Here is a 21,474-nt window from a genome sequence, read left to right on the forward strand (position 1 = left end):
CCGGCCATGTGACCGTCGAATTCCGCGACAACAGGATGGGTTACGAGCAGGACGTTTCGCTTGGGCTGACGTCGTCTTCGTCGAGATAAGCGGGCGACACCTGTCTGCAGTGCGTACCGAAATGCACGCCACATAGACGAAAACCGTCGTCGCGTTTTGACTGGCACGGCCGCTTGTGTTGACTCAGCCGGACATCGCTCACGCTTGCAGCCGCAACGCCCCGCTGCAAGCGCATCACGCGCCCGCCCCGGTCTTTCACCGATTGACCATGCCCTCCGCCATACCCGAGACTGCGCCGCTCGGGCGGTCATTGGGAGAACGTCATGCCGAACACCAGCACGGAGATCGCCACGATCTCGACGCGCGCCGTACGCGGCCACGAGCGCGTCGACTTCTGGGTCGACCATGTCGCGCGCACGCTCGTGCGGATCGAATGCAGCGGCAAGTCGTCCGAAGGCATCGACGCGACGCTGCGCAAGCGCGACCTCGGGCTGTTCGGCGCATGCGACATCGTCGCGAACCGGCACGCGGTCGTGCGCACGCCGCACAACATCCATGCTGACCAGCGCGACGCCGTGTTCGTCTGCCTGATGCACGCCGGGCAAGGCTATACGTTCCAGGACGTCGACTGCATGCAGCACGGGCCCGGCGATCTCGTGCTGTACGACACGTCGATGCCGTACGGTCACGGCTTTCCCGCCGACATGGCGATGACCGTGCTCGACGTGCCGCGCGACGTATTCGAGGCGCGCGTCGGCCCGTGGCGCTACCGCAGCCTCGTCAAGATCGATCGCGACGACGGCGTCGCGTCGTGGGCCGTGCGGCAGGTCTACGCGCTGCTCGCCGCGCCGCAGGAGCCGACGCCCGATGCGCGCGAACGGCGCGCCGCCGCGATCCTCGATCTCGTGCAGTCGATGCTGCGGCTGCGCGACGGCGACGCGTCGCCGACCAAGTCGACCGTCCACACGCTGTCGCGCGCCAAGGCGTTCATCGACAGCCATCTCGCCGACGATGACCTCGACAGCCGGGCGGTGAGCCGCGCGATCAACCTGTCGCCGCGCCAGCTCGCGCGCGTATTCGAGATCGAAGGGATGCCGCTCACCCGCTACATCCTTGCGCGACGGCTCGAACGCTGCCGCGCCGACTTGCGCGACCGGTCGCTGAAGCACCTGACGGTCAGCGAGATCGCATTCCGCTGGGGCTTCAACAACAGCGCGCACTTCAGCCGCAGCTATCGCGCGCGCTTCGGCGAAACGCCGAGCGATACCCGCGCGCCTGTGCCGGCACCGGCCGACGCGCGCTAGTCCGCCACCTGCCACCCTCCACCCGCCGCCTTGTCCCTGCGAGGCAAGCACGGCGTCCGTCCCGGTCAAATGGGGCGGCATGGCGCTCGCTAAGCTGGCTTCCTGCGCGGCGGCACTCGTTTCGCCGCCCGACAGCAAGGAGAAGAAGCGGGATGGAGACGTACGACCATATCGTCGTCGGCGGCGGTTCGGCCGGCTGCACGGTCGCGCACCGGCTGGTGAAGGCCGGCAGGCGCGTGCTGCTGCTCGAGGACGGCCTGAAGGACGACAGCCTGTTCATCCGGATTCCGGCGACGTTCATCCGCGTGCTCGGCACGCGGCGCACGGTCACGTTCGAAAGCGAGCCGCAACCCGGTGCGGCGGGACGCAAGACCTACGTGCCGCAGGGCCGCACGCTCGGCGGCGGCAGTTCGGTCAACGCGATGCTGTACGTGCGCGGCACGCGCGACGACTACGACGACTGGGCCGCGCTCGGCTGCACGGGCTGGGGCTGGGACGACGTGCTGCCCGTGTTCAAGCGCGCCGAATCGCACCTGCGGCTCTCCGAGCCGTTTCACGGCACCGACGGGCCGCTGAAGGTCGGCGACACGCGCTTCCGGCATCCGTTGAGCCTCGCGTTCGTGAAAGCCGCACAGGAAGCCGGCATCGCGTACAACGACGACTTCAACGGCGCCGCGCAGCATGGCGCCGGCTTCTACCACACGACGATCTTCGACGGGCAACGCGGCAGTACCGCGGCCACCTATCTCGCCGACGCGCTCGGCCATTCGAACCTGCGCGTGCTGACCGGCTGCCGCGTCACACGCATCCGCTTCGACGGCCGGCGCGCGACCGGCGTCGAATGGCGGACGGAAAGCGGCGCGACGGGTTCGGCTGCCGCACGCGCCGACGTCGTCCTCGCAGCCGGTGCGCTGAGTACACCGAAACTGCTGATGCTGTCGGGCATCGGGCCTGGCGCGCACCTGCACGCGCACGGCATCGACGTGCTGCACGACAGCCGCGACGTCGGCGCGAACTACCAGGATCATCTCGAAGTCTCGATCTACGGCCGCAGCCACGCGCCCGTCAGCCTGCTGGGCGAGGATCGCGGACTGAAGGCGGTGCGGCACGGGCTGCAGTGGATGCTGTGCCGCACCGGCCTGCTGACGTCGAACGTCGTCGAATCCGGCGCGTTCGTCGACACGACCGGCAGCGGCCGTCCGGACATCCAGTTCCACGTGCTGCCGACGCTCGTCGGCGACGTCGATCGCGCGCCGCTGCCCGGCCACGGCCTGTCGATCAACCCGTGCCTGCTCAGGCCGCGCTCGCGCGGCTCCGTGCAACTGCGCGGCAACGATCCGGCCGCGCCCATTCTGTTCGACAGCGGTGCGCTGTCCGACCCGGCCGATGTCGACGGCCTCGTGCGCGGCGTCGCGCTCGCGCGGCAGATCATCCGTGCGCCGTCGCTCGCCCGCATCGTGCGCGAAGCCGAGACGCTGACCGACACGGCACTCGCCGACTACGTGCGGCATCGCGCGAAAACCGTCTATCACCCGGCCGGCACCTGCCGCATGGGCAACGACGAACATGCGGTCGTGACGCCGCGCCTCACCGTGCAAGGCGTCGACGGATTGCGGATCTGCGATGCGTCGGTGATGCCGCGCATCGTGTCCGGCAATACGAACGCGCCGACGATCATGATCGCGGAGCGCTGTGCGGAGTTCATGCTGGCGGAATAACGCAACGCGGCGCGCGGGCGCTTTCGTTCACGACAATAAAAAACGGCGCGTGAGACACGCGCCGCCACATCAACTGCCGGAATCAGCTCCCGGCCGCGCGCGCCGCCTCGCGCAGCGCCATCGGCGACGCACCATAGCGATCGCGAATCGCACGGCTGAAGTGTGCCTGGCTCGAAAACCCCCAGCGAAACGCGATCTCGCCGACGCTCGTCTTGCGCAGCCGCGCATCGGTCAGCTCGCGATGCGCATGCGACAGCCGCTCCGACCAGATGTGCTGCGTGATCGACTCGCCTTCGGCCGCGAAGAGCCGGCTCAGATGCCGCAGCGACAGCCCGACCGCGTCGGCGACGGCCTGCGGCCCGAGTTCCGGGTCGCCGAGGTGCGTCGCGATGTACTGCTTCGCCGTCAGCAGATACGACAGCGAAGCCCGCGACGCGCCCGCACCATTCACTTCCGCGTCGATGAGTTCCGCGATCAGCGTGCGCGTGTGTTCGGCGAACCGTGCGGCATCGCGCTCGACCGGATCCTTCATAAACCGCTCGACGCTCGCGCGCAACGTCGCGCCGAGCATCGCGCCCGCGCCCGGCTTCGGCGCGATCCGCAGCGGCAGCGCCGCCAGTTCCGCATCGAGCCGATCGTCGAACGTCGTGATCGGAATATCGATCAGCAGCTGCCGCATCGGCGTCAGGAATCCGAACAGATAGGGAACGCGTGTGTCGTAGACGACGACATCGCCGGTGTCCGCGAGCAGGCAGCGATCGCGCTGGATGAAATACGCGCGCCCGCTCAGGATCTGGCACGCGAACAGCGACTCCTTCGGCAACTGGCGCACCAAGGCGGGGCTGCGCTCGATCACGTGATCCTGGCCGCTGATGTCCGCGATGCCCAAGCCTGGCAGCGCGAGATCGGTCTTCTCGACCTCGAGCCCGGCCGGCGACAGCGACGAGCAGCGCAGGCCGACCAGCGTCGCCGCATTGAACGCATCCCAGTACGCCATCCTGTCGCGCGCCGGCACGTCGGCGGTCGAGCCTCGCGTGCGGGCAAAAACGGTCGTATTCGTCACGTCGCCTCCTGCTGGCGCCTGTCGTGCGGAGCGGCACGGATTGGGGGATGGTTCGTCTGGATTCTGGTGCGATGCAATGTCCGGCGCGGTCAAGCAATTCGTCCAGCCCAGTCAAGAGCGGCGCGCACCGGCTGGCTAAAGTCGAGCCCACGACACCCATACAAGGAGACAGACCGTGGTCGACAAAGCCGTAGCCGAATTCTGGCAAAACATCCCGCCGATTGCCAATCCGTTCAAGCCCGATGCGCTGCCCGAAGCGTACATCGCGAACGCGGCCACCGACGACGAGCGCTATTACGTTCCGTTCACCGAAACGGTTTCGTCGCGGCCGCTGTGGATCTCGCCGTCGCAGAACAAATGGTGCGACATCCTGATGGCCAAGGAAGCCGGGCTCGTGAACCGGCACTATCACCCGCACGAGGTGTTCGCTTACACGCTGTCAGGAAAGTGGGGTTATCTGGAGCACGAATGGACCGCGACGCGCGGCGATTTCGTGTACGAGACGCCGGGCGAGGGCCATACGCTCGTCGCGTTCGATCACCCGGAACCGATGCGCGCGTTCTTCATCGTCAAGGGGCCGCTGATCTGGCTCGACGAAGCCGGCAACCCCGACGGCTACTTCGACGTGCACTCGTACATCGCGATGTGCAAGGCGCATTACGAGAAGGTCGGCCTCGGCGCGCAAGCGATCGAGAAGCTGTTCCGCTGACGCGCGGCGAGGCTCACCATGACATCCCCTTCCTCCTCCAGATCCGCCTGGACGTATGAAAACAGGCTGCTGCTGATCCTGTTCATGACGTTCGGCTTCGTGTTCTTCGACCGCCTCGCGCTGTCGTTCCTGTTCCCGTTCATGTCGGCCGAGCTGCACCTGACGAACACGCAGCTCGGCATGGTGTCGTCCGCGCTCGCGCTCACGTGGGCGCTGTCGGGCGCTGCGACCGGCGCGTGGTCCGACGCGCGCGGCACGCGCAAGCCGCTGCTGATCGCGGCCGTGCTCGGCTTTTCCGTGTGTTCTGCGCTGTCGGGGCTCGTCGGCGGCTTCGCGAGCCTGATCGCGTTCCGCGCGCTGATGGGCATCGCCGAAGGCCCCGTGCTGCCGCTGTCGCAATCGCTGATGGTCGAAAGCTCGACGCCGAGCCGCCGCGGGCTGAACATGGGCCTGCTGCAAGGCTCCGCCGCCGGCCTGCTCGGCGCGATGATCGGCCCGCCGGTGGTCATCGGCATCGCGACCACGTACGGCTGGCGCGAAGCGTTCTACGTGTCCTGCATTCCGGGCTTCCTGATCGCGTTCTGCATCTGGCGCTGGGTGCGCGAAGTGCCGCCCGGCGGCGTGCGGCACGCGCAGGCCGATACCGCCGGCGCGCCGGCCACGAGCGGCGCGGCAGTCAGCCGCTGGGCGCTGCTGAAGGAACGCAACATCCTGCTCTGCATGCTGATCAGCTGCTTCTTCCTCACGTGGTTCATCGTGATCATCTCGTTCGCGCCGGTATTCCTCGTGGAAAGCCGCCATCTATCGCCGTCCGACATGGGCGTCGTGATGACCTGCCTCGGCGCCGCCTGGGTGTTCTGGGGCTTCGCGGTGCCGGCGATCTCCGACCGGATCGGCCGCAAGCCGACGATGATCGCGTTCGCGCTGATCGCCGCCGTGTGCCCGGTCGTACTGATCCATGCCGGCTCGCTCTGGGCGCTCGGCGCGCTCGTGTTCGCCACGTACACGGGCCTCGGCTGCTTCACGCTGTTCATGGCGACGATCCCGGCCGAAACGGTGCCGCCGCGCGCAATCGCCAGCGCGCTTGGCCTGATCATGGGCGCGGGCGAGCTGATCGGCGGCTTTGTCGCGCCGACCGTCGCCGGATTCGCGGCGGACAAGTACGGTCTGCAGTTTGCGATGTGGACGTCGGCTGCCGGCGCGATCCTCGCGTGCGTGCTGTCGTTCGGCCTCGTCGAGACCGCACCCGCCGTGCTGCGCAAGCGCGCGCTCGCCGGCACGGCCGCGAGCCGTCTCGATGCACACAACCTCGGAGGGCGCTGAGATGCGGGCACTTCAATGGCATGGCCCACGTGACGTCCGTCTCGTGGAAATCGACACACCGTGCGTCGGCCCCGGCGACGTGCGCATCGCGGTCGCGTATTGCGGAATCTGCGGCAGCGACCTGCACGAATACGCGGACGGCCCCCACGCGATACCGGTCGACACGCCGCATCCGCTGTCGCGCCGCACCGCGCCACTGACGCTCGGCCATGAGTTCAGCGGCACCGTCGTCGAAGTCGGCGACGGCGTGACGGCGCTACGCGTGGGCGATCGCGTCGCGGTCGAGCCCGAGTATCGCTGCCACCAGTGTGCGTACTGCCACTCGGGGTCGTACAACCTGTGCGTGTCGATGGGCTTCGCCGGGCTGATGGGCGACGGCGGGATGGCCGACTTCGCGGTCGTGCCGGCCTACATGCTGCATCGCCTGCCGGACGGCGTGAGTCTCGAACAGGCCGCCGTGATGGAGCCGGCCGCCGTCGCGCTGCACGCGTTGCGGCGTGGCGAACTGCGGCTCGGCGAGACCTGCGCGGTGTTCGGGCTCGGGCCAATCGGCCTGCTGCTGATCATGCTCGCCAAGCTGCAGGGGGCAACGACGCTCGTGGCCGTCGACGTGTCGCCCGAACGGCTCGCGGCAGCCAAACGCTTCGGCGCAACGCATACGTTCGATGCGCGCGCACTCGGCGCCCCCGCGCTGCAGGACGCGATCCGCGCGGCCACGGGCGGGTTCGGCGTCGACGCGAGTTTCGAAGCGGCCGGGTTGCCAGCCACGTTCGAATCGGCGATGCAGGCGCTGCGCAAGGGCGGCCGCGTCGTCATGGTCGGCCTGATGCCGCGCGCAGGCTTCGACGCGTTCCGCGCGGTCAACGACGAGCTGACCATCACGACGAGCGTCGGTTACCGGCACGCGTATGAAGACCTGCTGCGCATCGTCGCATCGGGCGCGCTCGACCTCACGTCCATCGTCACGCGCACCGTGTCGCTCGAAGAGGCCGTCGCCGACGGCTTCGACGCGCTGCTCGCCGACCGCGCGCAGATCAAGATCCTCGTTTCACCCGCGCAACGGCCGGCCCGTCGCGCGCACACCATCGGGAGCGTCGAGCATGAGTCGTCAGTGGGCGTTTGAGGGCCAGTCCGTCATCGTGACGGGCGGTACATCGGGCATCGGCGCGCGCACGGCGATGCGCTTTGCCGAAGCCGGCGCGTCGGTTGTCGCACTCGGGCTCGATGCGGCGGGCCCGCATGCGCCCGTGCATGCGGGCATCCGGTGCGTGGAACTCGACGTGACCGACAGCGATGCGTTGACGCGCACGATCGCGGCGCTGCCGCGGCTCGACGTGCTCGTCAACGGTGTCGGCATCAGCCGGCACGCGGACGAATACCGGATGGACCAGTTCGAGCGCGTGCTGAGCGTGAACCTGACGTCGGTGATGCGGGCCTCCGACGCCGCACGGCCGGCGCTGTCGGCGCACGGCGGCAGCATCGTCAATGTCGCGTCGATGTACACGTACTTCGGCAGCAAGGACCGCCCCGCGTACAGCGCGAGCAAGGGCGGCATCGCGCAGCTCACGCGCTCGCTCGCGCAGGCGTGGGCCGATCGCGGCATCCGCGTGAACGCAGTCGCGCCCGGCTGGATCGACACGCCGCTCAGCAGCGGCCTGATGGCCGACACGCAGGCGTCGCGGCGCATCCTCGAGCGCACGCCGCTCGCGCGCTGGGGCACGGCCGACGAAGTTGCGGAAGTCATCCTGTTCCTGTGCTCGCCCGGTGCATCGTTCGTGACCGGAGCGGTCGTGCCGGTCGATGGCGGGTATTCGACGGTCTAGCGCGCGGCTCGACGGGCATCGGCAGGCGCGTGAATTCCGCCGATGCCCGTCGCACACCGGTTTTCTTTGGTTGCCGCCGAACCGGGATTCGACCGGCTCAGGTTTGTTCATATCAATCAGTAGTCCAATCAAAAATATCCGACCCGATCGGAAACATGTGAGGAGCACATTGGAGATGACGAAAAAGACCCTTCTGGCGCTTGCGGCATGCGCCCTTCCCGCCGCATCGTTCGCGCAGAGCAGCGTGACGATGTTCGGGTTGATGGATGCCGGCATCAGCTATGTCAGCAATCAGGGCGGCCACGGTGCCGCGAAGTTCGACGACAACATCTTCTTCCCGAACCTGCTCGGTTTCGAAGGCAAGGAGGATCTCGGCGCGGGCACGCGCGCGATCTTCCGGCTCGTCAACCAGTATTCGCTCGGCAACGGCTCGATCATCGGCGGCGGGCTGTTCGCGCGCACGGCCTATGTCGGGCTGCAGAACGACCGGTACGGCACGCTGACGCTCGGCAATCAGTACGAGTTCATGGTCGACGCGCTGGCCGCGAGCGGCAACGAGATCGCGCAGGATCTCGTCGGCCTGTACGGCTTTCGCAACGGCCCGTTCGACAAGCTCGCGTTGCCGAACAACCCGACCGGCGCATTCGACTGGGATCGCGTCGCGGGCAGCAATCGCGTGGCCAATTCGGTCAAGTACACGAGCCCGTCGCTGTCGGGCCTGACCTTCGGCGCGCTGTACGGTTTCGGGAACGTCGCGGGGTCGGTCGGCGCGAACAACACGGTCAGCGTCGGCGCGAGCTACGACAACGGCCCGTTCGGCGCCGGCGCGGCCTATACGAACCAGAAGTACGGCGCGACGGACGGGCTGCCGCCGACCAGCGTGCGCAACTGGGGTGCGGGCGTGCACTACACGCTCGGCACCGTCACGGGGAAAGCGCTCTTCACGACCGTACGCAACGCGCAGAACGGCGCGGGCGCGTGGTCTGCGGAAGCCGGCGCCGCGTGGCGGCCGGCGCCGGCATGGGTGATCGGCGCGAGCTACACGTACATGAAGGGCAACGACACGCTCGACAATGCGCACGCGCACCAGTTCCTGGCCGCCGTCCAGTACTGGCTGTCGAAGCGCACGATGGTCTACGTGGCGGGCGTGCATCAGCGCGCAAACCACAGCAGCAATGCGCAGATCAACGGCGTGATGGACGCGAACGGCGCGTCGAGCGGCGCGCTGCAATCGATCGCGCGGATCGGGTTCAGCACGCGGTTCTAGGCCGCTGCCTCGGCGGATCCGGTCGGCGATCCTGCGTCCGGATCGCCTGACGACACGGGCGCGGCGCCAGCCTCCCTGCCCGCCCGCGTCGTCACACGCGGCCGGCCACCCGCCGATTCCGATCGCGCAGCATGGATGCACGCAGCCGCTGCTAACCCGACGATTCCGCGCCGCCCCCGTCCTGCATCGCTGCTTCCCGACATTGCGACGGCGTGACGCCGAAGCGCCGGCGAAACAGGCGCGCGAAATAGGCCGGATCGGAGAACCCCGACTGCAGCGCGAGACGCGTAATGCTCGCGCCGTCGGCGCCGGTCTGCGACAGCACTTCGTGGCACTTCTCGAGCCGCAGGCGCTGGATCATCGCCTGCGGCCGCTCGCCGATCGACTCGAACGCCTGGTAAAGCGTGCGGCGGCACACCTTCAATGCGGCCGCAATGCGATCGGGCGACAGTTCGCCGTCGTCCAGATGCCGATGCATGTATTGCTGCGCGTCGCGCAGCAACGTCTCGCGGATCTTGCGCCGCGAAGCGGGCGCCGTGCCGTCCGTGAAATCGATTGCCTCGGCGAGCAACGTCGCCACCAGTTCCAGCACGCCGAAGCGGCTGCGCGGATTCATGCGCCGGCCCTCGGCGATCATCGCCTGCAGGCTGGCGAGCGCCACGGCCGCGCCGCCCGTCGTCGGCATCGCGCGGCCGATCGCGTGCCGGGCCAACGTCAGCAGCGCGTCATGATCGGCCACTTCGCACAGCATCGTGACGAATTCGCCGTGTGCGTCGCTTTGAATCCAGTACGGGCTGCTTGCCTCGTACACCGTGAAATGCCCTGGCGGCACGACCACTTCGCACGCACCCTGCTCGAGTCTCGCCACGCCGCTCAATTGCCAGATCACCTTGACGTAGCGGTGCTTCAGCGTCTTGCAGGCGTCGCGTCCGATGGAGGCGCTATGCGCGCTTGCCGCAATGCGCGCCACGCGGCAGCGCGCATGATCGAACACGTCGACGCTGGCGTCGAATGCACCGGACGCGCCGGCGTTGAGCTCCAGCGGAAAGAACCGATGCCGGATCTGCTCCGACCAGCACGATAGTGCGCCCTCCCGCAGCGGCGGATGCGATCCCGAATCGATCATGACGTTCGCCTCCAGAAATATCCGGCTTTCAAGTACGTCCATTGCCTGGCCGACTGCATGCGCAGGCAGCGGGCTCGACGATCGACTCGCCCGGCTTCCGGTCGCGTGCGGCGACACGCACTCGGCAAGCATCGATGAGAGGGGATCGGCTCGTAGCGTACGGCGCGTCGACGCAAAAGAACATTCGCACAACTCCCATGCGCGACCGGAACGCTACCTGACGCAGTAAAGATTTCACCTAGATGCACCGCACTCCTGATGGCTCTGCACGCAAACACATGCGAGCGGAAAACTGGCGCGGCACCCTGCTGACGGGCGGAAACCGGTTTCCGGCCGGGCTTCACGCAACCGGCCCATGCCGTCACGCACCCCGTCCAAAGACAAACAGCGGCCGCTCACGCGCCGCAGCAGGAGACAAACGATGAAACGACGATCCATTTCCCTGATGCTGTGCGCACTCGCCGTCGCGCACGGCGCCCACGCAACCGAAGGTGGCGGCTCCGTGTACCCGACCGGGGCAGAAGGCTACCTGTGCTGCGCACTGCCGCCGCCCGGGCTCTATGCGCTGATCTATGCGGAGCGCTATCACGCCGGCGAACTGCGCGACAACGACGGCCGCAACGTCGCGCCGCCGGACTTCAGCATCACCGCCTATTCGGTAACGCCGCGGATCGTGTGGGTCACGCCTTACACGTTTGCCGGCGCATCGCTGGCCATGCATGCGCTGCTGCCGCTCGTGACGCTCGATGTGCATGCGGGCGGGCAATCGCAACGGCGAACCGGCGTCGGCGACATGACGTTCGGGCCGGCGCTCGGCTGGCACGTCACCCCGACGCTGCACACGCTGCTCGCCGTCGATTTCTTCGCGCCGACGGGCCAGTACGACAAAAGCGATCTGGCCAACATCGGCCGAAACTACTGGGCGATCCAGCCGATCGCCGGCATCTCGTATGGCGGCCGTACCGGGCCGGTGTTCGACGCGAAGCTCATGTGGACCTTCAACCAGCGCAACCACGCGACGGACTACCAGTCCGGCCAGGAATTCATCGTCGACTATTCGGCGGGCTGGGGTTTCGGCAACGGCCTGACGGTCGGCGCGGGCGGCTATGTCTACCGGCAGATGACGGACGATTCGCAGGCCGGGCACACCATCGCCGGCAACCGCGGCCGTTCGTTCGCGATCGGCCCGTCGATCAAGTACGACAGCGGAAAGGGCTGGTTCGTGACCGCCAAATACCAGATGGAAACCGATGTGCGAAACCGCCCGGAAGGCGCGGCGTTCTGGCTCAAGGCCGTGTTTCCGCTCTGATTCGAATGGATTCGCGTCGGCGTCGCCCGACGCGAAGGCGGCGCAGGTCATCCCTGCGCCGCCCGTTTCAGCGTCCGAGCAGCAGATCGGCGCCGCGTTCGCCGATCATGATCGCCGGCGCATTGGTATTGCCGCTCGGCACCTGCGGGCAGATCGAGCAATCGATCACGCGCAGATTGGAGAAGCCGTGCACGCGCAGCGTCTTCTGGTCGACCACCGACGTGCGCGGATCCGTGCCCATCCTGCAGGTGCCGGCCGGGTGATAGACGGTCTTGATGTCCTGCCGCACGAATCGCTCGATCGCCGGCAGATCGTCCGGATCGATCCGGGCCGGCGCGACGATTTCCTTCACGTGCGCCTGGAGCGCCTTCGCCGACAGGATCCTGAGCCCGGCCTGAACGGCCCGGATCTGACCGTCGAGGTCGGCCGGGTCGCTCAGGAAGTTCGCATCGATCGTCGGCAGGTCCGCCGGATCCTGGCTGCGCAACCCCACCTGCCCGCGCGATTTCGGTTGCAGATGGCCGACCTTGACCGACATGCCGTGCTCACTCGCCGGCGGCTTCTCGCCCGGCGTATTGTCGAAATTGTCGAGCAGCGGCAGGAAGTGGAACTGGACATCGGGCCGCCCGGTGCCCTGCGTGTCGATGAATGCGCCGCCTTCAAGGATGTTGCTGGTCAGCAGGCCGCTCCTGAAGCACTTCCATTGCAGGAAATGGCGCATCGCGCGGAGCCCCGTGTTCTCGCCGTAGAGGCTCGCCGGCGTGCGAATCGACGCCTGCACCGACATGTGCAGATGATCGTGGAAGTTCTTGCCGGCCGGCAACGCGGCAACCGTCTCGATCCCGAGCGCGGCGAGCTGCTCCGCCGGCCCGATGCCGGACAGCATCAGCACTTTCGGACTCCCGATCGCCCCCGCGCTCACCACGACTTCGTTGCGCACGCGCACCGACACGGGCGCATTGCCGCCCTCGCTGAATTCGACCGCGACCGCACGCCCCGCCTCGGTCCGGATCCGGTGCACGAGCGCGCCGGTCACCACCTTCAGCTTCGCGTCGTTGCGCACCGATGCCAGATAGGTCTGCGCGGTGCTCGCGCGTTCGCCGTTGCGCGTCGTCGTCTGGTAATAGCCGATGCCCTGCTGCACTTCGCCGTTGAAATCGTTGACGTAGGGCAAGCCCATTTCCTGCCCGGCCCGGATGAACGCGGCCGTCAACGGATGGCGATAGCGGTTCTCGCTGACGGGCAGCGGGCCGGTCTGGCCGTGATACGCAGGCCCCAGGCTTTCGTTCGCTTCCGCCTTCTTGAAATACGGCAGCACGTCGTCGTAGCGCCAGTCCGTGCATCCCCACTGCGTCGCCCAGTCGTCGTAGTCCTCGCGCTGCCCGCGGATGTAGATCATCCCGTTGACGGAACTGCCGCCGCCCAGCACCTTGCCCTGCGCGATGATCATGCTGCGACCGTTCGCGTTCGGCTGCGGCTCGGTCATGTAGGGCCACGATTTCTTCTGGAACACCTGCATCACGCCGCCCGGAATCCGGTGGAACGGATTGTCGTCGCGCGTGCCGGCCTCCAGCAGCAACACCGAACCGGCATTCTGCTGAATCAGCCGCGCGGCCACGACGCAACCGGCGGAACCCGCGCCGATGACGACGTAATCGAAGGTCAGGTCTTGAGTAGTCATGTGTCTGTCGATAGGGATGGGCGGGCAAGCGACGCAATGCCCGCTATCTTGTTGTTGTGGTGTCTCCGTGCCGAAACGTGCGCGGCTACATCGCGATCGTGACGACCTTCTCCTCGAGGTACGCATCGAGCCCGCTTTGCGACAGGTCGCGCCCGACGCCGCTGTCCTTGAAGCCGCCCCACGGCAGCCGCGCGTCGAGCGGGCTCCACGCGTTCACCGCGACCGCGCCGACCCGCAGACGGGCAGCGGTGCGGTGCGCGGTCGCGAGATCGCGGGTCCACAGCGACGCGGACAGCGCGTAGACGGTGTCGTTCGCCAGCGCGACGGCCTCGTCTTCCGTATCGAACGGAATGATCGTGCCGACCGGCCCGAACACTTCGTCGCGCGCGATGCGCATCGCCGGATCGACGTTCGCGAACACCGTCGGCCGCACGAAGAAGCCTTGCGACGGCACCGGCTCGTCGCCCGCGACCATCGTCGCGCCGTCGCGAAGCGCCGCTGCGATATGCGACTTCACGCGATCGGCATGGCGGGCGCTGATCAGCGCGCCCATCTGCGTCGCCGGGTCGAACGGCGTGCCGACCCTGACCGACCGCGCCGCATGCGCGAGCGCGCCGACCACGTCATCGTAGTGACGGCGCTGCACCAGCACGCGCGAGCCGGCCGCGCAGGTTTGCCCCTGGTTGACGAACAGCCCCATCGCGACGCCGGCGATCGCCTGCTCGAGATTCGCGTCGTCGAAGATGATTTGCGGCGCCTTGCCGCCGAGTTCCAGCGTCAGCCGCTTGAACTGCGCGCCGGCTTCGCGTGCGATCGAGCGGCCGACCTCGGTGCTTCCGGTGAAACTGATCTTGTCGACACCCGGATGATTGACCAGCGCGGCCCCGACCGACGCGCCGATGCCGTGCACGAGATTCACGACGCCCGGCGGAAAGCCCGCCTGCACGGCCAGGTCCGCCAGCGCGCCGACTGCGAGCGGCGCGTCCTCCGACGGCTTGACCACGACCGTGCAACCGGCCGCGAGCGCGGGCGCCAGCTTCCAGCACGCGATCATCAGCGGCGCATTCCACGGCACGATTAGGCCTGCGACGCCGACCGCCTCGCGCACCGTGTAGTTGAGGGTCGGGCGCCCCATGAAGCCGCCGGTCGGAATCTGGCGGCCTTCGAGCTTGTCCGCCCACCCGGCGAAGTAGCGCAACGTGTCGATCGACATCGGCAGGTCCATCATGCGGACCTCCATGGCCGGGCGCCCCTGTTCGCGCGCGAGCAGGTCGACGAAGCGCTCCGCGTCGTGCTCGAGCAGGTCGGCCAGCCGGTTCAGCAGCTTCGCCCGCTCTGCGCCGGACAACCGGCTCCAGTGCCCGCCGTCGAATTGCGCGCGGGCCGCGCGTACGGCCCGGTCGACGTCGGCGCCGGTGCCGGCCGCCACGCGCGCAAGCAGGTGTCCGGTGCATGGCTCGAATTTCTCGAACCACTCGCCCTGGGCGGCGTCGCACGCCTCGCCCGCGATCCGGTGTTGAAGGGTGTATTCGGCTGTCATGTGGCTGTCTCCAGATTAAAGGCCGATCCCGCGCTGAAAGGCGGATCGGCATATCTGGCCCACTGTAGGACGCGGGTTCTGGCGGCGCTGGGATATCCGTGCACCGGATGCAGGATTCACATGCACACGCGTGCGAAGTGTTCGTCGGCGGCGAACGCGGGTACACATGTCGGACGGTATCGGCGTGCTCACCCATAGACGATGGGTCGGTTTCGGGCGGGCGTTCAAGGCGCCGTTCGAGTGTAGTCCGGGGGCATATTGCGACGCACGCCGGCATGCCCCCGTGGCGTGACGCGATCCGCGTCCGGAGCGCGCGCGGGTGTCAGATGAATCGCAGCGAACCGTTGTCAACCTGACGTGCGAGGACCGGCAGGCAACTTCACTGCATCGTCGCCGAGCCCTTTCCCTCTTTGGCAACCCGGGCGGCACTGGATGCGCCGGACCAGAGCAACGCCGGCAATTGCCGCGACGACAGAACCGGCTCGTCCGCCGCACGCAATCCGGGCAAGCGATGCCACGCCACGCCAGGCTCGCGATGATGCTGTTGGTGATAGTTGATGTGGTACGGCCAGATAAAAAAGCGCCCCAGTAACCCGACGCGCCACGAATAGGTCCAGTCGTGCCAGCCCGCCGTGACACCCGGGCCGCCGCTGTGTTCTGCAATGCTGCGGATTTTCTGCAGCAGCGCCCCGATCGTCACGAGGGGAATGAACCAAAGCGCCGCAAGGGTCAGCAGCTCGCGCACCGTGCATCCATGCACCAGCGGCGCCAGCAGGACACCCCAGGTCGCCATCGCCGCAAGCAGCGCGCGCGACATGGGTGCACCTCGCCCGTTCGCACGCCGGTATGCACGCATGTTTTTCACCATGTTGACGACGAGCAGATCACCGAGCAATTGTCGAATGAGCGGGAGCGTGTCGAGCGGCTCGAACTTCCATGGCTGCGCGTGATAGAGATAATTCCGCTCAGGATCCTGCGAAGTCCCGACGTGCCGATGGTGTGTGAGATGCAGCGGGCGATAGAATTCGATGGGCACGAGGCCTGGTACCCCGATTGCGACGTTGATCAGAAAGTCGTTCGCGAAACGGCGGCGGGTCAAATGATAGTGCGTCGCATCGTGGTACAGAATGAATAGCGCGTGTTGTCGGGTCGCGACAACGACGGCCGCGGCGAGGTAACCGCCCCAGTGCGCAGCCGATAACGCAACGCGCAGCGTTACAACGATGCAAAGCCATTCGAGCAGCAATGCGCCGGCCGTACGCAAGTCAACGTCGAGACGGACGAGCAGGGCCGTCGCACAGCCCACGCCAATGCCGAGCGCGGCACCGACGAGCATGTCCGTGACTAGATGCTGCCCGGTCGTCAGGACCGTGAGCGCCAACACTACGCTCCACGCGGCGTAATAGCGCGCGGCACGGACACGTAGCAGCGCCAGCACGACGGTTACCGCCACCGGCAGCGCAACATGTCCGCATGGACTCGCTGCGAGCGGCGTGTCGATCCGATACAGCCAAGCGAGCCATCCGGTCGCGACCGGTGGCCGGATGACCGCGGTCGGCCAGAACAGATGACTGACGAGGCACAGGCCTGCCGCAAGCGCACCCGCGAAAAAGGCGGGCAGCAGCCAATCGCTGCGCCGGCCGAACCAGACGATCGACGGCATCACGAGCGCGTAACTCAAATAAAGCGGCACGCTGGCGGGTACGTGCGGCACAAACGCATCGTACGGTCCCGGCCGCAACAGCGCCACGGGCGCCATCGGTGCGTGCGTGACCCAGAAGTACAGCGCGCCCGAGACGGTCACGTAGATTGCGAGCCAGCGCCACGCATGGAACGCTGACGGTACGCGGGAAACGGAAACGGGAGGTATGGCGCGCATGATAAAAAGGGAGCGGCTCGATCGCGTATCATAATAAATCGTTTTGCATGATTAACGACGCTATGCCGCTTCGAGCCAGTTCCATCCAACGTGCGCAACTGCGCGACGTCGACGTTGCACATATGTATGCGCTCTACTCGACCTGCTACCGGGATACGGAACGGGCACGCTTCGAACACGACCTCGACGACAAGACGCACTGCGTCATCATGCGCGATGACACGGGCGTGCTGCGCGGCTTCTCCACGCTCAAACTCTACGAACAGCAGTGGCGCGGCACTACGCTACGCATCCTGTTTTCCGGCGATACGATCGTGGATCCCGCGTGCTGGGGCAGCCAACAACTCGCGTTTTGCTGGATCCGGCTCGCCGGTGAGCTCAAGCGCCGCGCGCCCGACGCCGCGCTTTACTGGTTTCTCATCTGCAAGGGACATCGGACGTACCGCTACCTGCGCGCGTTCGCGCACGACTTCTCCCCGCGATTCGATCGGCCAACTGAACCCGCGAGTCAGGCATTGCTCGATCATCTGGCTGTCGAACGCTTCGGGCAGGCATACGACGCCGCGTCGGGCATACTCGACTTTGCGGTACCGCAAGGCCGCCTCTCCCCCGCCCTTGCCGATGTGCCGGACATACACCGGCGTATGCCCGACGTCGCGTATTTTCTCGAACGTAATCCGGACTATGCGCGCGGCAACGAGCTCGTCTGTCTGTGCGAACTGACGCCGGAAAACCTCCGGCCGATGGCGAGGCGGATCTTCACCGGTGAATGAGCCGACGACGCGGATCCGTCCGGCCACTGTGGCCGACAACGAGCGACTCCTGGCATTTCAAGCGCGATATGCAATGCGCGGCGGGCTACCGCTTCGCTTCGATCGGTCACCGGATTACTTCGCGCTACATCGGTGTCATTCGGACGACTACCGAACCTGGCTTGCGGAGGACCACACCGGGCGCGTCAAGGGAATGGCAAGCATGGTCGTTCGCGACGGTTACCTCGTCGGTGAGAAACAGCGTATCGCTTACCTTGGCGACTTGCGCATCGCACCCGATCGCGAGTTGGCGCGCATATGGGTCGACTATGTCGCCGATCGCCTCGCAGATCTCGCCCGGCACGAGGATGTGCAACATACGTACTGCTGCGTCATCCGCGACAACCGGATCGCAACGCAATCGCTATTCGGGACGGCGGGCAAGCGGACCCGGCTCGGATTTCGGCATTGGCGCGGCTACAGTAATGTATCGATCTATGCACGGCGTTTCGCTGGGCGACGCTGCGGCTCCGTCAGGATCACGAACGCATCGGGCGCGGATGCCGACGCACTCCGCGCATTCCTGGACCATGAATCGCGCTCCCAGCCCTTCGGTTGCGTCTTTACGACGGACGAATTCGCGCGCCGCCTGAGCGCATGGCCCGACTTCGGGATCGAACGTTTCATGATCGCACGCAACGCGCAAGGTCGTATCGTGGGCTGCGTTGCTCCGTGGGATGCGGGACGTATCAAACGCATCATGCTGGAACGTCTGCCGCGCTCCCTCGGTGCACTGCGCTACGGCTTCAACGCGATCGCCCCGTTGCTCGGACGCCCTCCCATCGCAGCACCCGGCCAGCCGCTTCAGGACACTTACCTGACCCATCTGCATGTGAGCGGACGCGACCCGGACATCGCACAGGCACTGCTCGATGCGGTCTGGCAACGAGAGCGGAGCCGCTATGCCCTGCTGCAGCTTTGCCTGTACGATCACGATCCGCTATGGCCCGCCTTGCACGGCTATCGGTACACCGCATTGCCGATGGATCTATACACGCTATCCACGCCCGGCGCGAGCGCATTCGATCCGGGTGGCGCCGAAGCGATCCCGGGATTCGAGATCTATCTCGTCTGACCGCTCGCGACCGCTGCCGCTCGCGTGTCGTTCAGGAGCGCAACGAGTGCAAGCCAGAAACGTCCCGCATCGAAGCCGGCGCCGCCGAGTACGGGCTGGCCATGGTCGAGATGCGGCACGCACACTTGGGGCATGCCGCGAATCGTCTGGTGGTCGAGGTAGAACTGTCCGTCATGCGCACAACCGGGACGGTAGCTGTCGAGGCGTGAGTGATGTGCGTCGAACCGGGACGTGCGTTCTATCGACCAGCTCACGACATGCACACAGTGCAGGCCACCGGGCACCGCAGACAACAGATTCGCGATGCCCGCGTCGCGCCCGCTGCCGATATCGCGCGAGCCTGCAAGCAGCCAGCGTGTGCGCAGCAATCTCCCGGCGGCTCGACCCAACCATGCGGGATCGATGCGCGCCCCCCGCTGCTCGAGCAGGCCATCGACGATCGCACTCGGGCCGACGGGCGGCTGAACGAGTGCGATACCGTCGCAGCGGGCACGAAGCCCTGAATCCGCATGCAGTGCCGCCAATGCATCGAGCCCACCCTTGCTATGGGTAAGGACGATAAAGCGGCGATCAGTGGGCAGGCGCGCATACAGGTTGCGCACGATATGCGCGCCCTGCTCGGCAACCGCGCGCGATGAGCGGACCGGCACACGCAAGATTGGGTACCGCGCGGCACGCAACGCCCGCGCGGCATGCCGGAAGCAGGCAGGTATCCACTCGGAATAGAGCCCCGCAATCAGCACGATGACGGTGTCCGGAGATGCGTGGGCGCCATGCGCGTGCCAACATTCGATGAAGCGCCGGGTCCAGTCGAGTGCTGCGGGTGCCGGTTCGAACGGCGTCGATGGGTAGTGTTGCCGCCACTCGTCGAAGCCGGACGGCGACCATGCCGGACACCGTGCGCTCATGCCGGCTCCGTTGTCACGCCATCGGCAGCGAGTGCCGCGCGGGCAGCAGCCAGCGTGGCCGGATTCCCGATTCGGGCAGGATGAAAACGCGGCGAGAACCATGCCAGCCACGCGGGCAGCACGCGGGTAACGATGCCCGGCGCGCCGAACAGCCACCAGCCAAGCTGTGCCCAGCTTCGCCAATTGCCGGCGTCGCGGTCGGCACGCGCGAGACGGACGATGAAATAGCCCAGATCGACGATGAAGCATGCCGTGACGCCGAGCATCGCCGCCGTCCGCATGAAATAGCGCTTGATCGCGCCGCCGCCGCAAGCGCGAAATACGTCGAACGCGACGGCCTTGTGTTCGGTTTCCTCTATCGCATGCCACCGCCAGATCGCGGCCATCGACGGGGCGACGCCGTCGAGAATGGCCGGATCGCGCAACAGCAGATCGGCCAGAATGGCCGTGTAGTGCTCGAGACAGGCAGTGAAGGTCAGTTGAAGCAGCGGCGGCGCGACCCGCCGGCATTGTTGCTGCCGTCTCCGCATGAGCGCCTCGAGCGCGTCGACAGGCATGCCCTGGCGAACCAGGCGCCGGTTGTACGCGCGATGCTCGCGAATGTGGGCCGCTTCCTGGTAGAGGAAGGCATCCGCTTGCGCGGCGAGCATGCCGTCGGCCGGCAGCACGTCGCGGTACTGCCGCACGCTATCGACAAAGAACTTCTCGCCAAGTGGAAACATGATCGAGAATGCGTCGAAAAAGCGCGTCACGCGCCTTTTGTCACGATACCAATAGCGCGGAATGTGTTCGGCAAAGCAAAAATGCAGATTGCGTCGATGGATGTCTGCCGCGTCGTTGCAGCGTTCATGCATTGAATCGTCGGTTCGTTTTGCGGACATGGTCGTGGCCGATCGTGGCGTAACGCGCACGGCCAGCGCAGGCGCGCGTGTTGTTCGATGGTGGCGATCAAAGGTATGCTCTGCGTCGCCGCCACCATCCATGCCCGAATTGTATGTTCGTTGCCAATGCATGCGCCATAGATAATCGTTCGCGACATTTCGATCGGCTGAATCTCTGCGTACTCGCGCTGCAGAGCGTTGCATGGGTCGGCATCCTGACGTGGCTGTCGCACGGTACGAGCCCCTTCCGCTGGCTGTCGCTCGTACCGTTCTGCCTGATCATGCAAGGTGTTTTTTCGATGATGCACGAAACTTTCCACGGTTTTGGACATCGGAGCCGGGTGGTCAACTACTTGATGATGGGGTGGGCATCGACCATGTTTGGCGCGGCGGCAACGCTGATCCACGTGAATCATCTCGGCCACCACATACGCAATCGAACGCTCGCGGAGCGGGTGGACTTCGTCGAGCCGGATGCTTCGCTCTGGCGCAAGCGAATCGAATACTACGCGGCGATCGTGGGTGGCATCTGGTTCGCGAGTTTCGTGGGCAGCCTCGTCCTGGCCGTGCTTCCGAGTCGCATCCCCCACGGCTGGGCGAAGTACGGACACGACAACACGTATGCAGCTGCGTTCAGAGACTTCGACCAGGCCGAATTTCGACGAATTCGATACGAAACCCTCGCTGGTGTGGCCGCGTGGACTGCACTGGGTGCATTGCTCGACTGGCGCATGCTCGACATCGCGCTTGCCTATCTCGCGTTCGCGTTTTCGTGGTCGTCGCTCCAGTGGGTGTATCACATGCACACGCCGCTTGACGTTGTCGAGGGCACATACAACATGCGTGCGCCCACGCTGATCCGCTGGGCGTTTCTCAACTTCAACTACAACCTGACGCATCACCGGCATCCGAGCCTGCGCTGGCAGGAACTCCATACGTGTTCCGACGCGGCGGAGACGCGACCGCTGTGGTACGGTTGGCTGCATGTGTTCGAGGCACCGCGGCGCTTGCCAAGCGATCTGACACAGCTCGACAAAACCTATTTCTGACGAGAGG

The 21,474-nt window shown here is 66.4% G+C and carries 18 protein-coding genes; 11 read left to right on the forward strand and 7 right to left on the reverse strand.

Features of this window, described 5'->3' with window-relative positions:
• Nucleotides 1-323 precede the first annotated feature (323 nt).
• Together ACN8ZM_RS30570 and ACN8ZM_RS30575 are read left to right on the forward strand one after the other, a co-directional pair.
• A complete protein-coding gene (locus ACN8ZM_RS30570; protein WP_420211651.1) occupies nt 324-1,304 on the forward strand; it encodes a helix-turn-helix domain-containing protein in 981 nt (326 codons plus the stop codon).
• Between the two features lie 152 nt (nt 1,305-1,456).
• A complete protein-coding gene (locus ACN8ZM_RS30575) occupies nt 1,457-3,022 on the forward strand; it encodes a GMC family oxidoreductase (protein ID WP_420211652.1) in 1,566 nt (521 codons plus the stop codon).
• 82 nt (nt 3,023-3,104) lie between these two features.
• On the opposite strand, the gene ACN8ZM_RS30580 is transcribed toward ACN8ZM_RS30575, so the two are convergent.
• Nucleotides 3,105-4,085, reverse strand: coding sequence for a helix-turn-helix domain-containing protein (locus ACN8ZM_RS30580; protein WP_420211653.1), 981 nt, complete (start codon nt 4,083-4,085; stop codon nt 3,105-3,107).
• 175 nt (nt 4,086-4,260) lie between these two features.
• Between ACN8ZM_RS30580 and ACN8ZM_RS30585 the strand changes: the two genes are divergently transcribed.
• From ACN8ZM_RS30585 to ACN8ZM_RS30605, 5 genes are all read left to right on the forward strand, one after another.
• Nucleotides 4,261-4,794 carry a 2,4'-dihydroxyacetophenone dioxygenase family protein gene (locus ACN8ZM_RS30585; RefSeq protein ID WP_043186175.1) on the forward strand — a complete coding sequence of 178 codons (534 nt, stop codon included), beginning with the start codon at nt 4,261-4,263 and terminating at the stop codon, nt 4,792-4,794.
• Between the two features lie 18 nt (nt 4,795-4,812).
• A complete protein-coding gene (locus ACN8ZM_RS30590) occupies nt 4,813-6,117 on the forward strand; it encodes an MFS transporter (RefSeq protein WP_420211654.1) in 1,305 nt (434 codons plus the stop codon).
• 1 nt (nt 6,118) lies between these two features.
• Nucleotides 6,119-7,240: a 2,3-butanediol dehydrogenase gene (locus tag ACN8ZM_RS30595; RefSeq protein ID WP_420211655.1), complete on the forward strand. Its 1,122-nt coding sequence runs from the start codon at nt 6,119-6,121 to the stop codon at nt 7,238-7,240.
• A complete protein-coding gene (locus tag ACN8ZM_RS30600) occupies nt 7,218-7,940 on the forward strand; it encodes an SDR family NAD(P)-dependent oxidoreductase (RefSeq protein ID WP_420211656.1) in 723 nt (240 codons plus the stop codon). Before ACN8ZM_RS30595 ends, ACN8ZM_RS30600 begins: the two co-directional genes overlap by 23 nt.
• 175 nt (nt 7,941-8,115) lie before the next feature.
• On the forward strand, nt 8,116-9,207 hold the full coding sequence (locus ACN8ZM_RS30605) for a porin (RefSeq protein ID WP_420211657.1): 1,092 nt from the start codon (nt 8,116-8,118) through the stop codon (nt 9,205-9,207).
• A gap of 151 nt (nt 9,208-9,358) precedes the next feature.
• Here ACN8ZM_RS30605 and ACN8ZM_RS30610 read toward each other — a convergent pair whose 3' ends face one another.
• Complete coding sequence (locus ACN8ZM_RS30610) at nt 9,359-10,333, reverse strand: helix-turn-helix domain-containing protein (protein WP_244912153.1); 975 nt, start codon at nt 10,331-10,333, stop codon at nt 9,359-9,361.
• Nucleotides 10,334-10,754: 421 nt separating this feature from the next.
• On the opposite strand from ACN8ZM_RS30610, the gene ACN8ZM_RS30615 reads away from it, so the two are divergent.
• Nucleotides 10,755-11,642, forward strand: coding sequence for a SphA family protein (locus tag ACN8ZM_RS30615; RefSeq protein ID WP_420211658.1), 888 nt, complete (start codon nt 10,755-10,757; stop codon nt 11,640-11,642).
• A 67-nt stretch (nt 11,643-11,709) separates the two neighbouring features.
• On the opposite strand, the gene ACN8ZM_RS30620 is transcribed toward ACN8ZM_RS30615, so the two are convergent.
• From ACN8ZM_RS30620 to ACN8ZM_RS30630, 3 genes are all read right to left on the reverse strand, one after another.
• Nucleotides 11,710-13,323, reverse strand: coding sequence for a GMC family oxidoreductase (locus ACN8ZM_RS30620; RefSeq protein ID WP_420211659.1), 1,614 nt, complete (start codon nt 13,321-13,323; stop codon nt 11,710-11,712).
• A gap of 85 nt (nt 13,324-13,408) precedes the next feature.
• On the reverse strand, nt 13,409-14,863 hold the full coding sequence (locus ACN8ZM_RS30625) for an aldehyde dehydrogenase family protein (RefSeq protein ID WP_420211660.1): 1,455 nt from the start codon (nt 14,861-14,863) through the stop codon (nt 13,409-13,411).
• 379 nt (nt 14,864-15,242) lie between these two features.
• Nucleotides 15,243-16,667, reverse strand: a complete 1,425-nt coding sequence (locus ACN8ZM_RS30630; protein ID WP_420211661.1) for a fatty acid desaturase family protein — start codon at nt 16,665-16,667, stop codon at nt 15,243-15,245.
• 122 nt (nt 16,668-16,789) lie between these two features.
• On the opposite strand from ACN8ZM_RS30630, the gene ACN8ZM_RS30635 reads away from it, so the two are divergent.
• Together ACN8ZM_RS30635 and ACN8ZM_RS30640 are read left to right on the forward strand one after the other, a co-directional pair.
• The gene (locus ACN8ZM_RS30635; RefSeq protein WP_080741718.1) at nt 16,790-17,515 is read left to right on the forward strand and encodes a hypothetical protein; all 726 of its coding nucleotides are present in this window, start codon (nt 16,790-16,792) and stop codon (nt 17,513-17,515) included.
• Nucleotides 17,508-18,629 (forward strand): hypothetical protein, encoded by a 1,122-nt coding sequence (locus ACN8ZM_RS30640; RefSeq protein WP_420211662.1) that lies wholly within the window; start codon nt 17,508-17,510, stop codon nt 18,627-18,629. Before ACN8ZM_RS30635 ends, ACN8ZM_RS30640 begins: the two co-directional genes overlap by 8 nt.
• Here the strand turns inward: ACN8ZM_RS30640 and ACN8ZM_RS30645 are convergent.
• Together ACN8ZM_RS30645 and ACN8ZM_RS30650 are read right to left on the reverse strand one after the other, a co-directional pair.
• Nucleotides 18,617-19,537, reverse strand: a complete 921-nt coding sequence (locus ACN8ZM_RS30645) for a hypothetical protein (RefSeq protein WP_043186194.1) — start codon at nt 19,535-19,537, stop codon at nt 18,617-18,619. The two genes, ACN8ZM_RS30640 and ACN8ZM_RS30645, sit on opposite strands and share 13 nt — an antisense overlap.
• A complete protein-coding gene (locus tag ACN8ZM_RS30650) occupies nt 19,534-20,520 on the reverse strand; it encodes a metal-dependent hydrolase (RefSeq protein ID WP_420211663.1) in 987 nt (328 codons plus the stop codon). The genes ACN8ZM_RS30645 and ACN8ZM_RS30650 overlap by 4 nt, the downstream gene beginning before the upstream one ends.
• A gap of 11 nt (nt 20,521-20,531) precedes the next feature.
• Here ACN8ZM_RS30650 and ACN8ZM_RS30655 point away from each other — a divergent pair, with 11 nt between their 5' ends.
• Nucleotides 20,532-21,467: a fatty acid desaturase family protein gene (locus ACN8ZM_RS30655; RefSeq protein WP_420211664.1), complete on the forward strand. Its 936-nt coding sequence runs from the start codon at nt 20,532-20,534 to the stop codon at nt 21,465-21,467.
• The last annotated feature ends 7 nt before the right edge of the window (nt 21,468-21,474 follow it).

This window comes from Burkholderia aenigmatica, from assembly GCF_048627025.1.
In the GTDB taxonomy this organism is placed as follows: Bacteria; Pseudomonadota; Gammaproteobacteria; order Burkholderiales; family Burkholderiaceae; genus Burkholderia; species Burkholderia aenigmatica.